The organism is Haloferula sp. BvORR071 (genome assembly GCF_000739615.1).
In the GTDB taxonomy this organism is placed as follows: Bacteria; Verrucomicrobiota; Verrucomicrobiia; order Verrucomicrobiales; family Akkermansiaceae; genus Haloferula.
In genome coordinates, this window is the sequence record NZ_BATP01000039.1 from 186,458 (window position 1) to 199,567 (window position 13,110).

Here is a 13,110-nt window from a genome sequence, read left to right on the forward strand (position 1 = left end):
GGAGCGTGTCCGGGAATCCGTCCATCCTGCGAGTCAATGGCAAGGCCTATGAGGTCGGCGCGGTGCCGCTGCATGAGACGGTGCTGGATTTCCTGCGTCGTCAGGGGCTGACGGGGACGAAGTGCGGTTGCAATGAGGGCGACTGCGGGGCCTGTTCGGTGTTGTTAGTTGAGAAGGACGGCAAGCTGCGCTCGGTGAATTCCTGCCTGGCGCTGGTGCAGGCTTTTGCGGGGCGGGAGATCCGCACGGTGGAGGGGATCGGGCAAGAGGAGAAGCTGCATCCGGTGCAGGCGGCGATGGTGGCTTGCCAGGGTTCACAGTGCGGGTATTGCACGCCGGGTTTCATTGCCTCGATGACCGAGGCTTGGCACCAGCCAACGCCGCCGGATGATGCGGCGATCGCGGATCAGCTTTGCGGGAATCTCTGTCGCTGCACCGGCTATCGGCCGATCCGCGAGGCGATGGCGAAGGCGCTGGCGGAAAAGGAAACGCGCGCCGAGTGGGAGGCGTGGATGGCTCCGGGTGCGCTGTTGGAGGCCCCGGTTTCGAGCGCGGTGGGCGAGGGGATGTTTTTGAGGCCGACGACGATTGCCGATGCGCTGGCCTTCAAACGGCAGCATCCGAAGGCCAGTTTCATTGCGGGTGCCACGGAGATCGCGGTGTGGATCAACAAGCAGCAGTGGCGGCCGGGCGTGCTGATCTCGCTAGATGGCGTGGGCGAGTTGTCTGCGATCCGGTGCCATGAGGACGCGTGGGAGATCGGCGGCGCGGCGCGGCTGACGGATATTCAAGATGCCTTGGCAGGGGAGTATCCGGCGCTGGACGAGATGTTCCGCTGCTTTGCCTCGCGGCAGATCCGGCATCGTGCGACTTTGGGCGGGAACTTGGCTACGGCATCACCGATCGGTGATAGCGCGCCGATCCTGATGGCGCTGGATGCGACGCTGCTGCTGGTCTCGGCGGAGGGTGAGCGCGAGGTGCCGCTGGATGAGTTTTTCGTCTCCTATCGCAAGACCCTGTTAGGTCCGGATGAGTTGATTCGCGCGATCCGGATTCCGCGGAAGCCGAAGGGCAGGCTGGCCTTCTACAAGGTCTCGAAGCGGCGGGAGATGGACATCTCGATCGTGGCGGCGGGATTCCGGGTGCTGACGGATGAGGCGGGGGTCGTCACGGAAGCGCGCTTGGCATTCGGCGGAGTGGCGGATAGGCCGATGCGGGCGAAGAAAGCGGAAGCGGCGTTGATCGGGCGGCCGCTTGCGATGAACGACGAGATCGCCAGCTTGGACGAGGCTTTCACGCCCTTGGATGATGTGCGGAGCAGTTCTGCCTACCGTCGTGCGGTGATGCGGGGCTTGTTCGAGAAGTTCATTGCGGGCGATGAGGCAGAAGCTCTAGTGCTGCACGAGCAATTCGATGGCGGCACAGGGATCGCGCATGAAAGCGCGCGCGGGCATGTGACCGGCTCAGCCCGCTATGTGCACGATACGGCGCTTTCACGGCCGATGCTGGAGGTGTGGACAGTGCGTTCGAAGGTGGCGCGGGGTGTCTTGAAGAAGCTGGATGTTTCCGCGGCGAGGAATATGCCAGGCGTGAGCTTGGTGCTGATTGCGGAAGATCTTCCTGGCGCGAACAACAGCGGGCCTTCGCGGCATGATGAACCTTTGCTCGCAGAGCATGAGATCCTCTTCCATGGGCAGGCGATTGCCTTCGTGGTGGGGGATTCGCTGGGGGCTTGCCGGATTGCGGCGGGCTTGATGACGGTGGAGATCGAGGAGCTGCCCCCGATTCTGGGGGTGGAGGCGGCGCTAGAGGCGGGGTCTTTCCACACGGATCCGCATGTGTTGGCTCGCGGGGATGTGAAGGCGGGTTTGGCTGGCTCGCCGCATTTGTTAGAGGGGGCCTTCTCCTTCGGCGGCCAAGAGCACTTCTATCTGGAGACGCATGCCGCATGGGCAGAGGCGGATGGCGAGGGCGGCATGTATGTGGCGAGTTCAACGCAGCATCCTTCCGAGATCCAGACCATCGTGGCGGAGGCTCTGGGTGTGCCGCGACACAAGGTGGTGGTGGAATCGCCGCGGATGGGGGGAGGCTTCGGCGGGAAGGAAACGCAGGGCAATGCGATCGCCGCGCTGTGTTCGGTGGCAGCGCTGAAGACCGGGAAGCCGGTGCGCTGGCAGCTGGATCGCGATGAGGACATGGTCAGCACCGGCAAGCGGCATCCTTTCCTGGCGCGCTACAAGGTGGGCTACGATGAGCAGGGGATGCTGCAGGCCGCGGAGGTTTTCCTGTGGTCGGATGGCGGCTGGTCACTGGATCTCTCTCTGCCGGTTACGGATCGCGCGCTCTTCCACCTCGATAACGCTTACTACATCCCGAACGTCCACTTCGAGGGCCGGGTGGCGAAGACGAATGTGACTTCGCAAACCGCATTCCGCGGCTTCGGCGGGCCACAGGGGATGCTAGTGATCGAGGAGATCGTAGGGCGAATCGCGCTCAAGCTCGGCTTACCAGCGGAAGAGGTGCGGCGGCGGAATTTCTATCACGGTAGCGGCGAGACGAACACGACGCACTACGGTGCGGAGATCGGCGACAACCGGGTGGGCCAGATCTGGGATGAACTACTGCTGACATCGGAGTTCGCGAAGCGCCGCACAGCCATTGATGCTTGGAATGCCGCGCATCCCCACCGCAAGCGCGGGCTGGCGATCACGCCGGTGAAATTCGGGATCAGCTTTACGCTCACCTACTACAATCAGGCCGGGGCGCTGGTGCTGGTCTATGCGGATGGCTCCGTGCAAGTGAACCACGGCGGCACCGAGATGGGCCAGGGCTTGCACACCAAGATCCTCGGCGTGGCGATGCGCGAGCTCGGCCTTCCCGCAAAGAGCATCCGCCTGATGCACACGCGCACCGACAAGGTGCCAAACACCTCCGCCACAGCGGCCAGCTCCGGATCGGACCTCAATGGCATGGCCGTGGCCGATGCCTGCCGACAAATCCGCGAGCGCCTCGCGCCACTGGCTGCGGAGAAGATCGGGTGCAGGCCGGAGGAGATTAGCTTTCACGATGGCTCCGCGCATGGTCCGGGTGGCTCGATTGCTTTCCCGGATCTCACGATGCTGGCCTACCAGCGCCGCGTGCAGCTTTCCGCCGCCGGCTTCTATGCCACGCCGGACCTGAAGTGGGATTGGAACGTCGGTAAAGGAAGGCCCTTCTTCTACTATGCCTGCGGGGCAGCGGTCAGCGAGGTGGAGATCGATGGCTTCACCGGCATGAGCCGGGTGAAGCGTGTGGATATCCTGCACGATGTCGGTGATTCACTGAATCCTTCGGTGGATCGCGGCCAGATTGAGGGTGGCTTTGTGCAGGGAATGGGTTGGCTCACGCGGGAGGAACTGAAGTGGAATGACAAGGGTGTGCTGTTGACCCACAGCGCGAGCACCTACGCCATCCCGGCAATCAGTGATGCGCCGGAAGACCTGCGGGTCACGCTGCTGAAGAACGCGACGCAGCAGAAGACCATCCACGGTAGCAAGGCCGTTGGTGAGCCGCCTCTCATGCTGGCGATTTCCGTTAGGGAGGCGATCCGCGATGCGGTGGCGGCGTTTGGCGGTGGCGGGGATTTTGATTTGGCTTCTCCGGCGACGGGAGAGGGAGTAAAGGCGAGTGTGGACCAGCGGAAATCGAACGCTGGTCTCGCCTGAACATCCGATCCAAGAGCCATGCGACCTCCAATCAAATCCCTGCTTGTCGTTTTGGGCATTGTGGTCATCGGGCTATTGGCGTGGAGGACCCAACTCAGCTACGCATCGACAACCTTTGCAGGGCCGGACTTCCACACGCTGAATCGTGCGGACCTTTCGAAGGTGGCGTCCGATCTGTCGCTTCACCTTGAGGGGCTTGGCTTCAAGGCCGCAGGTTCACCCTCCGAAATGGATTCAAGGGCTGGCGTCGTGGGCGCGAATACTAAGCGCGGGTGGTTCGTGAGGAAGGAGTCGGGCAATCGGGCGATCTGGGTCGTGGTGGACATTGATCCGGCGCGCGTGGCGACGATGGTCAAATGGGAGAACCACGGCACGAAGAGGAGCAGGGTGGAGGCAGAGAACGAAGCCCTTCGCTTCGCGATGAAGCTGGACGATTGGTTCCGTGCGCGCAGTGAGGCGAACCAGCTCCCGGCGGAAATCGGGGAGAAGAGAAGAAGATGGTTCGCCGATGAATTGGCGCAAAACCAAGGTGGCAATCCTTGAGGAAGAGAGATGTTTTTCCAGAATCCAGCCAAGTACACCTGCGTCTGCATTCCCTGCAAGATGTCGTACCGGCGTCCCCGCCAGCACATCGACTTCGATTGTCCCTTATGCGGCAAGCGCTGCGAGGTGATTCCTTTCGGGGACGCGATGCCCAGTCCGAAGCGGCGGAAGCAATGGAAAGTCTTCTGCCAGGCCTATCTCAAGCGGCTCTCCACGCAGGAATACTACCGGCGGATCCTGGATGAGACTTTCAGGACTCCCGGCAAGCTGCGGCGCGGGCGGAGGTGTTGAGTGAGGGTAAGGCTTCCCAATGCCACTTGGTCTTTGTAGAGCAAGCTGGAATGAAGCGCTCGGCAAGGATGGGGATCGCGAAGGAGACGGTCGGGATTGTCGATCGAGGGCTCTATCAGTCGGCGAAGGGCAAGCAGGTGAATATCAAGGATGCGGTGTCCGCTTGCCTGCGTGAAACCCGCCTCTATTCCCCGGAGGACCTGGAGGAACTTCGGAAGACAATCTTGGCACAAGCGAAAGAGTCCCGAGAGATGCAGATCGAAGTGGTGAATGAGACCACTCTTTCGGGGATCTTCCGGCTGGCCAGTGAGGGCTGCGGGCGGATTGCGGTGTTGAACTTCGCTTCTGCCAAGAATCCGGGTGGAGGATTTCTCAATGGCAGCGAGGCCCAGGAAGAATCGCTAGCGAGGAGCTCGGCGCTGCATGCTTCGCAGTTCAAGGCATGGGACTTCTATGAGAAGCACCGTGCTTCGCCATCCCTGCTGTATTCGGACTCGATGATTGCATCGCCCGGATGTCCGGTGATCCGGGACGATGAGGGGCAGTTGCTTGAAGAGCCCCGCCTCGTCGATTTCATCACCAGCCCAGCCCCCAATGCGGGTGCCGCTGTTGACAGCCGGCCGGAGGACTTGCCTCTGATCCCGGAGACCTTCCGGAGACGATCCGAGTATGTGCTCGCCTTGGCTGCGGCGATGAATTGCGACAGCTTGGTCTTGGGGGCCTGGGGCTGTGGTGTGTTCCGGAATGATCCGGCGATGGTGGCAGGGGTGTTCCGGGATTGGCTAAACGACGATGTGTGGCGCGGCCGCTTCAAGCGGGTTCGGTTTTCGGTATTGGATCGCTCTGCGGAGATGGAGACCTTCAAGGCCTTCGAGCGGGCCTTTGCCTAGCATTGACGGGCCAGGGGAGTGCACGAAGCCATGGCGGCTTGCCACTCCGCGCTGTCTCTGAGCGAGGGAGCGAGAAAGGGGGCGGCGGGCTCGGGATCGAGAGGTCGCAGGGCCAGCGACCACCACCCCACATCGTGCCAAGCGCCGAACTTGTAGCCGACCTGTTTGTAAATGCCTACGGGCTCGAAGCCCATGGACTCGTGGATGCCGACGCTGCCGGGATTCGGCAGGGTGATGCCGGCGTAGGCATTGTAGATGCCTTGCAAGCGCAGCAGGGCGAAGAGCGAGGTGTAGAGCGCCCGGCCGATGCCGCGCCGGTGATAGTCCGGGTGAATGTAAACCGAGACATTCACCGACCATTGGTAGGCCGCTCGCTCATGATGGGCTGAGGCGTAGACGTAGCCGGCGACTTCGTCGTCGATCTCGCAGACGAGCCAGGGGAAGCGCTGTTGGATGGCCTGCATCCGGTCCTCCATCTGGCCGACGGTAGGCGGATCGATCTCGAAGGAGATCACGGTGTCGCGGACGATGGCGGCGTAGATCGCTTGGATCGGCGCGGCATCGGCCAAGGTGGCTTCCCGGATCAGAGGCATGCTTTCTTCATACCTTGCGTGGCAAGATCCGCGAGATCTGCTAGGAAGGGCATTGGAATGCCCGCCGCCGGACCGATCAATCTCTCCACTCCACTGGGGCTGCGGACGGCCTTCCGCTTTCCCTTGCAGTCGAAGTTGTCGCAGGCTGAGGTGTTGCAGGGATCGGCCTGGCTCCTGGTGCCCTTCATCGGCTGGTTGCTGAATATGGGACACCGGATCGCGATGACCCATCGCATGCAGCACGGCCTGGAAGCATGGCCGGCGTGGACGAACTACAGGACCCTGCTCAAGCACGGCGCGATCACCTTCCTCGGCATGCTGGAGTATCACTTGCCGGCGCTGGTCTGCGAGGCGCTGGCTTGGCACTTCGGCTCGGTCTGGCTGCATGTATTGGCGGCGGTGCTGTGGATCGTGGCGACTATCGCGGTGCCGGGATACATAACGCACTACTGCTTCACGCTGGATCCCCGGGAGGTCTTCGATCCCTTCCGCGCGATGCGGCGGGTGTTCCAAGGCGGCCGGGCCTATTGGAAGGCTTGGGGGATCGCATTGGCGGCGCTGGCTTGTTCCTTCCTCGGGCTGCTGGTGGGAGGCTTCGGATTCTTGGTGAGCAGCGTGTGGTTTTGGCAAGTGGCGGGCTTCTCCTTCGCGACGGTATTTTCGGAAAAGTTCGGGCTGCGCCGGGAAATGGCGGAGGATTCCCGGTAGCGGATTTGGGATAACCCACGAGCCGACGAACATTTGGAACTCCGTTTCGTCAACCCGCCGAGCTGTGCTGTGGAATACAGGTGAGCTTCGCCATGATCCTCCGTTGCCGCCATCTTCCAAGCATGAGGATGGGGCTCCAGATGAGCAGGAAAGCTGCGGGCGGCATCCAGAGTGCAAGGTTGACGCGGTACATCCGGATGGGAGCGGAAGGGGTCCCCGGTGGGATAGGAGAGCCCGGCGTCCACGCTGTGCCTGGAGAGTGGAAGAAGCGCTGGCCATCGCTCCAAGCGTAGAAATCGGGCAGCCACAGGTCATAGCCCATTCCAGTTTGGCGGGTCCGCTCGACCGCGAGCCGTTTTCCTGGGGGTGGTGTCGGTGCTAGCCAAGGACCCTCATTCCACTCGACGTACAATCGGCCGGGATTGATGAAAGCATGGAAGGGTTCTTTCGGTGGTGTTCGTCCCACCGAGATTCGAGTCGCATGGATAAAGGAATCACCCCAGATCCAGAGCAGGAAGGAGAGAGTGATGAGGCCCATCCAGAATGTCGCCGACCGGCGCAGCGGTTTGATGGCCGGGATGGGTGGCGGAGTGGCTTCCATGAAAGGGCTACGGCGAGTTTCTTGCGGGGCCTGCCGATCTTCTCTCCAAGAGTTGCGCCGCAATGCTGATCGCGATCTCGTGCGGATCGTTGTCGCCGATCGGCAGGCCGAGGGGGCAGGTGATTCGGTCTAACGAGGCTTCCGCGATTCCCGCGGCGCGGAGATCGCGGAGCAGGGCGGCGCGCTTGGAGGCACTGCCGATCACACCCACGAAAGGAATCGCGGGGAAGTGGGTGAGGACTTCCTTCAGCACGGGGACATCCGTGCCGTGGCCCTTGGTGATCGAGAGGACGAAAGAGCGCTCGGTGAGCAGGGCGGTGCCGGCCTCGAAGCTATCGAGGTGATGGAGCTGGAGATTGCGGGCGGAGGGAAGGCGGTCGAGCCACTCCTTGCGGATGTCGATGACCTCGAGCTGACAGGAGAGGGGAGTGAGGACCGGGACAAGGGCCTGAACGATGTGGCCCGCGCCGAAGACGACGATGTGCCAAGGCGGCTTCGCGGCGATGCGCTCAAAGAGCAGGGTCATCTCGCCGCCACAAGTCATGCCGATGTCCTGCTGGAGATTCCAGCGGTGGAGGCGGGTGATCTCCGGTGAATCTAGTAGTAAGAGCGCTTCATCGATGGCCTTGGCTTCAATCCTGCCGCCGCCGACGGTGCCGGAGAGCAAGCCCTCGCGGGTCACGAGGATCTTCGCGCCGGCATCAGCGGGGACGCTGCCGCGCGCTGCGGCGACGGTGACCAGGATGAGATCCACTCCCGTTTCCTGGCAGCGGAGGATTTCTTGCCAAGGGGTCATGGGAGAAAGGCAGAATCACCAATCATCAATCTTTCAATCATCAATCGAAGTGTTTTGAAGAAGGGGGCAGGCATTGGGTTATGCCCTATCGGGTGATGATGGCTTCGATCTCGCCGTGGGGTTCATCGGTCGGCAAGAGCACTGTCTTCTGTCCCGGGCGGCCCAGCTTGCTGAGATCAAGGTTGAGGAAGTGCACGTTTGGCATCTTGAGTTCGATCCGCGAGATCGATGGCACGGAAGCCAGGGCCTGCTCGCCGATCTCATACAAAGTCCGCTGCACCGATGGGCTGTAGGTCGTGGCGAAGATGGTATGCGCCACCGCCAGCACCGCGGCATCCGCAGCGCAGAAGTCCGCTGTTAGGTCCGCGAAAGTCCACTCCGCGTTCATGCGCGTGGCGAAGACCCGGTCATTCGTCGGCGGCAGGGTGGTCAGCTCGCAGACGTTATAATTTTCGAAGCCCGAGCCGGTGGTCTTCATCACCAGATGCCCGCGGATCCCGGAGGATAGCACCGGAGCCTGGCCGCGGGTGAAGTATCCGCGCGAATACCACTCACCATTCGCGGCATGCACGAAGGCATGTGGATGCGACTCGCCGACGATCTCCATCCGCGCCCAGCGCCGTTCGCGCAGCTCGACCTCCACGCCGGTTAGATGCGGATAATTCCCCAGAAAGTGCTCGCCGATCACCCTAGCGAAACTGGTCCGGCAGGTCTCCAGATGATCGTGGGCCAGGAAGTGGACCGTGTTCTTCACCGTGTCCGTCGGCACGATCGAGAGGTTGTCATCGCTCAGGTAGGAGCCGGCCAGATCGCCCTGCAGCAGGACATCGGCCTCCAGCTCGCAGACATCGTGGTGGGTGGCATCGTGCCGGATGACTTTCATCACCCGCACCCGGAACTTGCCGTAACGGTTGGATTCGAGCGTTGCCACGGGGAAGGACTGTTGGAAGATTTGCGATCGATGGAAAGGTTATCGATCGGGGCGTTGAATGCGATGGAGAAAGAGGAATTCGTCGCCCATCTCGGCGGCATCTATGAGCACTCGGCCTGGGTGCCCGCGGCGATCTATCAGCAAGCGCCGTTCCAAGACACCGCGGCGCTGAACTCCGCCATGCGCATGGCCGTGGAGACCGCGACCGATGAGGCGAAGCTGGCCCTGATCCGCGCCCACCCGGACCTGGCCGGGAAGCTGGCCCGCGCCGGAGCCCTGAGCGAATCCTCCACCCGAGAGCAGTCGGGGCTCGGTCTCGACTGCCTTTCCGACGGCGAATACGAGCACTTCAGTGGCCTGAACGAGCGCTACAAGGAGCGCTTCGGCTTCCCCTTCGTGATCTGTGTCCGGCTCACCGACAAGCCGGGCATCCTGGCGGCCTTCGAGAGCCGCTTGGCGAATGGCCTGCCCGGGGAGATCGTGGAGGCGCTGCGCCAGATCCATCAAATCGCGCGGCTGCGCTTGAAGGATCTGGTGGGAGAGTAGTCCGCAGCGTGGTGGCGGAGGTGGTCCCGCAAGCGGTGCAGCTTGCCGCGGGAGCTGAGGTTTTCCTCATCGCTGACCAGCTCCAGGCGCGCCACGAAGTCCGGTGAGGAGACTCTCGCTCCCAAGGCGCAGAAGTTCCGGAACTCGCGGCGGTTGCGGCCCCTCGCCACATTCCAGACGACATTTCGCAGGCGGACGCATTCGCGTTCACCGAGGGGTGCGGACTTCAGGATGCGGATCAGGCGTTCCTTCAGGTAGCCGGAGCCGAAGAACCACGGGTCCAGCTCCAGGAAGAGGATGGCTTCTTCCATGGCCTCCGGGTCACCGACGCGGAGCCGCTGGTGGAATTCCGGTAGCCAGAGCACGGCGGTGGCTGGCTGGTAGGCGTGCCACTCCTGGCAGGCGATTCTCCAATCCTTGAAGCCGGTATTTTCCCGGTGCCGCGACGCGTGGGTGTCATGCACCCGGCGATGCAGCTCGGTCATCTTCCTTTCGGTTTCCAAGATGATTTCGCGGGTCAACATGCGGGGAAACAGATGGATTCTCCGGGATTCCCAATCCTCCGCAATCGCGTACTTGATTCTCCCGCTGTAGGGGTATACCCTTACAGTTACTGTCCCTCCCCCTTATGAAACGCCGTATTTGCCTCGCCTGGTTTGGTGACTTGGATACCCCTCCCCGCAGCCGATCCTCTGCCGCCCATCTTGGTCAGCAGGAACCGGCTACCACTCCCGCTGAATCCCGCGTAGCCCAGCAGGGCAAAAAGGATCTGGCCGAGGGCAGGCGGTCGCGCATCCCGCGGCCGCGCTAAGCTGGGGAGGGTTCCTTGGCTTAAATGACGTAGTCCTTCCCGGGCTCCGGGACGATCGCCTCGGTCCCCGGCAGCTTCTCCTTGAGCTGGGCCACGAACCACGCGCTTGCCTTCGGGTCGCCGTGGACCAGGAAGGCCTTTTTCGGCTTCACCTTCAGGATGTATTCCAGCAGCGATTCGCGGGTGGCGTGGCCGCTGAAGTCGAAGATCTCCATCTCGCACTTGCGCGCGACGGGTGGGCGCGTGGGATCGAGGATGACCTTGTCTCCCTCCTTGCCCACGCGGATGTGGCCGGCGGGTGAGTCCGGATCCGCGTAGCCTACGAAGTGAATCGAGTTCTTCGGATTCTCCAGGAAGCCGGCTTGGGCGAATTGGTTCGAGACCGTGTTCTCGCTCATCATGCCGCTGGAGAGGCAGTAGATCGCGCCCTGCTGCAGGGGGATCGGGCCCTTGCGCTTCCGCGTGCCAGCCTCGAGGTCCATGTCTTCCAGGATGTGGAAGCTGTCGTCGCTGCGGCGGGTGCGGCCTTTGGCGAATTTGTCGTAGATCACCGTCATCTTGGTGCTCAGGCCGCCGATGAAGATCGGGGTCTTCCGCGGGACCAGGCCGCGCTTCTTGAAGCGGTGGAGCATCGTCAGGATCTCCTGGGTCTTGCCCATCGCGAAGACCGGGATCAGCACGCTGCCGCGGCGTTCCAAGGTGCGGGCGATCGCCTCGCCGAGGCGCTGCTCCTCATTCTGCCGGGTGTAGTCCGGCCGCCGCTGGCTGTCGCCGCGGGTGGTCTCGATGATCAGGGCATCCACATGCTCCTCCGGGAAGACCGCGCCCTTGATCAGGGTGGAGTCCTCGAAATTCACGTCCCCGGTGTACATCACCCGCTGGCCATTGCACTGCATGGTGATGCCGGTGGAACCGAGCACGTGGCCAGCATCGTGGAAGGTCGCGCGGACATGGCCGGCGTCATCGAGATCGAAGGGTCGCTCGATCCCGCGGGTCTCGAAGTTCCGCTCCAGCTCGTCGATGTCGCGGTGGGTGAAGAGCGGGTATTCGGCGATCCCTAGCTCGACCCGCTTGGACTGCATCACGTTCACCGAGTTGTGGAGCATCGCCGTGGCCAGCTCCGCCGCGGCCGGGGAGAAGAAGGCCTTCGCTTGCGGCTGGCGGTTCAGCAGCACCGGCAGCGAGCCGATGTGGTCGAGGTGCGCGTGGGTCACCACCACCGAGTCCACCGAGGCTTCCTCCAGCAGGTCGTAGCGCGGAATGCCTTCCAGGCCGTCGTGCTTCGGGTGGAGTCCGGCATCGAGGACGATCCGAGCCTTGCCGGTATCAAGGAGGTAGGAATTGGCGCCGATTTCGGCGTGGCGGCAGAGACTGCGGAAAACCATGTGCAAATTAGAGATACAAACGTGTAGCCCGGCCGACCATGGGGGAGGGGAGGGAAATGTCGAATGCCGAATTCGCGGGGGGTGAAGAGCCGTGGTCGCGCGGAGGAAAGCAATTGGGCAAACCTCGAACATCGATCGCCCAACATCGAAGGTCGAAGTGGCAAAGGACCCGCGGCGGCTACTCCCCCTCCTTCTTCGCCCGCGGCGTGTCGCTCCCGACGACCGGCTTCATCCACTCCGGCCATGCAGATTTCTCCGCGGCGGCCTGCCATTCGGCGCGGTTGGGCGTGTGGTCCGCCGCGACGTGGCGGAAGGCACACGGCACCCTGGCAGGGGGGCTTGCCCTTTCCATCGGGGTAGCCGATCAGCAGCAACCGCGGCTGGGAGATCGCGGCGTGGTGGGCTAGGGCGCGACCTCCTTTCATCGACAAGGTGGTATAGCGGGCGATCCGCGGGCACGATGAAGCCCAAGCTGATGGCGGGCGCCCTGCTTAGCCCTCCTTCTCCAGCTCCTTCAGTACATCGGCCGCCTGCTGGTCGGTGGAGGCTTCGAGGTCCTTCCAGACGAGCTTGCCGTCCTTGAAGAGGAAGGCCTGGCGCTTGGCTTTGCCGCTGTCGTGCGGGACGCCGAAGGCATCGAGGACCTTGGTGTCAGGATCGGCGAGCAGGGTGAAAGGCAGCTTGTACTTCTCCTTGAAGGCCTTCTGGTCCGCCGCGCCGTCCACGCTCACGCCGAAGACGGTCACCTTCTTGTCGGTGAGCTGGGCGTAGGAATCGCGGAGCGAGCAGGCCTGCTTGGTGCAGCCGGGGGTATCGGCCTTCGGGTAGAAATAGACGAGTGTGTAGCCCTTGGCGCCGGCTTCGGCGAGCTTCACTTCCTTGCCGTCCTGATCCTTCGCCGTGATGGCGGGGAGGGCGGCTCCGGCTTCGAGGGGGGCGGCAGATGCAGACATGGCAGTGGTAGAGAGAATGATGGCAGCGACAGGGCGGAGGTAGGAGTGCATGGTGGCTGGAGGGTGGCACCGGAAAACGTGGGTGCAAGCGGACGATTTTTCAATGGACAGACGGGCCAGCGGGCGCTACTGCCTTCGCCCCGCCCGCAAGGGTGGACCGAACAATTTGGTAACGGCAGAGTAGCTCAGGGGTAGAGCAGAGGACTCATAAGCCTTTGGTCGGCGGTTCAAATCCGCCCTCTGCTACCAAATGTTTTCCGGAGGAGGGCCTGAGGCCGAGGTTTGAGGGCGGAGATTTTCCGCGCCGCTGCGAGTGGAAACTGGCCGATCGTAATCCCGAGGGAGGGATGCGGATTGA

General features: G+C 62.7%; 13 protein-coding genes and 1 tRNA gene. 7 read left to right on the forward strand and 7 right to left on the reverse strand.

Translation table 11 applies throughout. From position 1 onward, the window contains the following. Positions 1–5: 5 nt before the first annotated feature. From xdhB to BV071_RS21530, 4 genes are read left to right on the forward strand one after another with little or no spacing between them, the layout of a single operon-like run. Positions 6–3,704, forward strand: a complete 3,699-nt coding sequence (gene xdhB, locus BV071_RS33420) for a xanthine dehydrogenase molybdopterin binding subunit (RefSeq protein ID WP_265594724.1) — start codon at positions 6–8, stop codon at positions 3,702–3,704. Positions 3,705–3,722: 18 nt separating this feature from the next. Further along, positions 3,723–4,247, forward strand: a complete 525-nt coding sequence (locus BV071_RS21520; protein ID WP_035611671.1) for a hypothetical protein — start codon at positions 3,723–3,725, stop codon at positions 4,245–4,247. A 9-nt stretch (positions 4,248–4,256) separates the two neighbouring features. Continuing rightward, on the forward strand, positions 4,257–4,538 hold the full coding sequence (locus BV071_RS21525; protein WP_035611673.1) for a hypothetical protein: 282 nt from the start codon (positions 4,257–4,259) through the stop codon (positions 4,536–4,538). A gap of 50 nt (positions 4,539–4,588) precedes the next feature. Further along, positions 4,589–5,428 (forward strand): TIGR02452 family protein, encoded by an 840-nt coding sequence (locus BV071_RS21530; RefSeq protein WP_035611675.1) that lies wholly within the window; start codon positions 4,589–4,591, stop codon positions 5,426–5,428. On the opposite strand, the gene BV071_RS21535 is transcribed toward BV071_RS21530, so the two are convergent. Then, the gene (locus tag BV071_RS21535) at positions 5,425–6,021 is read right to left on the reverse strand and encodes an arsinothricin resistance N-acetyltransferase ArsN1 family B (protein WP_035611677.1); all 597 of its coding nucleotides are present in this window, start codon (positions 6,019–6,021) and stop codon (positions 5,425–5,427) included. The two genes, BV071_RS21530 and BV071_RS21535, sit on opposite strands and share 4 nt — an antisense overlap. Positions 6,022–6,078: 57 nt before the next feature. Here BV071_RS21535 and BV071_RS21540 point away from each other — a divergent pair, with 57 nt between their 5' ends. Continuing rightward, entirely contained in the window at positions 6,079–6,729 is a 651-nt protein-coding gene (locus BV071_RS21540; protein WP_035611679.1) for a DUF4013 domain-containing protein, read from the forward strand. Positions 6,730–7,337: 608 nt separating this feature from the next. Here BV071_RS21540 and xdhC read toward each other — a convergent pair. Both xdhC and pucL read right to left on the reverse strand, forming a co-directional pair. After that, positions 7,338–8,126: a xanthine dehydrogenase accessory protein XdhC gene (gene xdhC, locus BV071_RS21550; RefSeq protein WP_035611683.1), complete on the reverse strand. Its 789-nt coding sequence runs from the start codon at positions 8,124–8,126 to the stop codon at positions 7,338–7,340. A gap of 85 nt (positions 8,127–8,211) precedes the next feature. After that, positions 8,212–9,057, reverse strand: coding sequence for a factor-independent urate hydroxylase (gene pucL, locus BV071_RS21555; protein ID WP_035611685.1), 846 nt, complete (start codon positions 9,055–9,057; stop codon positions 8,212–8,214). Between the two features lie 30 nt (positions 9,058–9,087). Between pucL and uraD the strand changes: the two genes are divergently transcribed. After that, positions 9,088–9,603 (forward strand): 2-oxo-4-hydroxy-4-carboxy-5-ureidoimidazoline decarboxylase, encoded by a 516-nt coding sequence (gene uraD, locus BV071_RS21560; RefSeq protein WP_035611688.1) that lies wholly within the window; start codon positions 9,088–9,090, stop codon positions 9,601–9,603. Here uraD and BV071_RS33425 read toward each other — a convergent pair. From BV071_RS33425 to BV071_RS21575, 4 genes are all read right to left on the reverse strand, one after another. Beyond that, complete coding sequence (locus BV071_RS33425; protein ID WP_052573707.1) at positions 9,561–10,127, reverse strand: hypothetical protein; 567 nt, start codon at positions 10,125–10,127, stop codon at positions 9,561–9,563. The genes uraD and BV071_RS33425 overlap by 43 nt on opposite strands. A 307-nt stretch (positions 10,128–10,434) precedes the next feature. Further along, positions 10,435–11,799 carry an MBL fold metallo-hydrolase gene (locus tag BV071_RS21570; RefSeq protein WP_035611690.1) on the reverse strand — a complete coding sequence of 455 codons (1,365 nt, stop codon included), beginning with the start codon at positions 11,797–11,799 and terminating at the stop codon, positions 10,435–10,437. Positions 11,800–11,977: 178 nt separating this feature from the next. Beyond that, the gene (locus tag BV071_RS35620; protein WP_265594725.1) at positions 11,978–12,124 is read right to left on the reverse strand and encodes a hypothetical protein; all 147 of its coding nucleotides are present in this window, start codon (positions 12,122–12,124) and stop codon (positions 11,978–11,980) included. A gap of 166 nt (positions 12,125–12,290) precedes the next feature. Further along, positions 12,291–12,752: a peroxiredoxin gene (locus tag BV071_RS21575; RefSeq protein WP_052573731.1), complete on the reverse strand. Its 462-nt coding sequence runs from the start codon at positions 12,750–12,752 to the stop codon at positions 12,291–12,293. A 174-nt stretch (positions 12,753–12,926) separates the two neighbouring features. Between BV071_RS21575 and BV071_RS21580 the strand changes: the two genes are divergently transcribed. After that, positions 12,927–13,001: transfer RNA gene (locus BV071_RS21580), tRNA-Met, on the forward strand. The last annotated feature ends 109 nt before the right edge of the window (positions 13,002–13,110 follow it).

What these genes read in the sequence shown, in the direction of transcription:
- BV071_RS21520 (WP_035611671.1), top strand. Translation starts at nt 3,723, where the DNA reads ATGCGACCTCCAATCAAATCCCTGCTTGTCGTTTTGGGCATTGTGGTC.
- BV071_RS21525 (WP_035611673.1), top strand. Translation starts at nt 4,257, where the DNA reads ATGTTTTTCCAGAATCCAGCCAAGTACACCTGCGTCTGCATTCCCTGC.
- BV071_RS21530 (WP_035611675.1), top strand. Translation starts at nt 4,589, where the DNA reads ATGAAGCGCTCGGCAAGGATGGGGATCGCGAAGGAGACGGTCGGGATT.
- BV071_RS21535 (WP_035611677.1), bottom strand. Translation starts at nt 6,021, where the DNA reads ATGCCTCTGATCCGGGAAGCCACCTTGGCCGATGCCGCGCCGATCCAA.
- BV071_RS21540 (WP_035611679.1), top strand. Translation starts at nt 6,079, where the DNA reads ATGCCCGCCGCCGGACCGATCAATCTCTCCACTCCACTGGGGCTGCGG.
- xdhC (WP_035611683.1), bottom strand. Translation starts at nt 8,126, where the DNA reads ATGACCCCTTGGCAAGAAATCCTCCGCTGCCAGGAAACGGGAGTGGAT.
- uraD (WP_035611688.1), top strand. Translation starts at nt 9,088, where the DNA reads ATGGAAAGGTTATCGATCGGGGCGTTGAATGCGATGGAGAAAGAGGAA.
- BV071_RS33425 (WP_052573707.1), bottom strand. Translation starts at nt 10,127, where the DNA reads ATGTTGACCCGCGAAATCATCTTGGAAACCGAAAGGAAGATGACCGAG.
- BV071_RS21570 (WP_035611690.1), bottom strand. Translation starts at nt 11,799, where the DNA reads ATGGTTTTCCGCAGTCTCTGCCGCCACGCCGAAATCGGCGCCAATTCC.
- BV071_RS21575 (WP_052573731.1), bottom strand. Translation starts at nt 12,752, where the DNA reads ATGTCTGCATCTGCCGCCCCCCTCGAAGCCGGAGCCGCCCTCCCCGCC.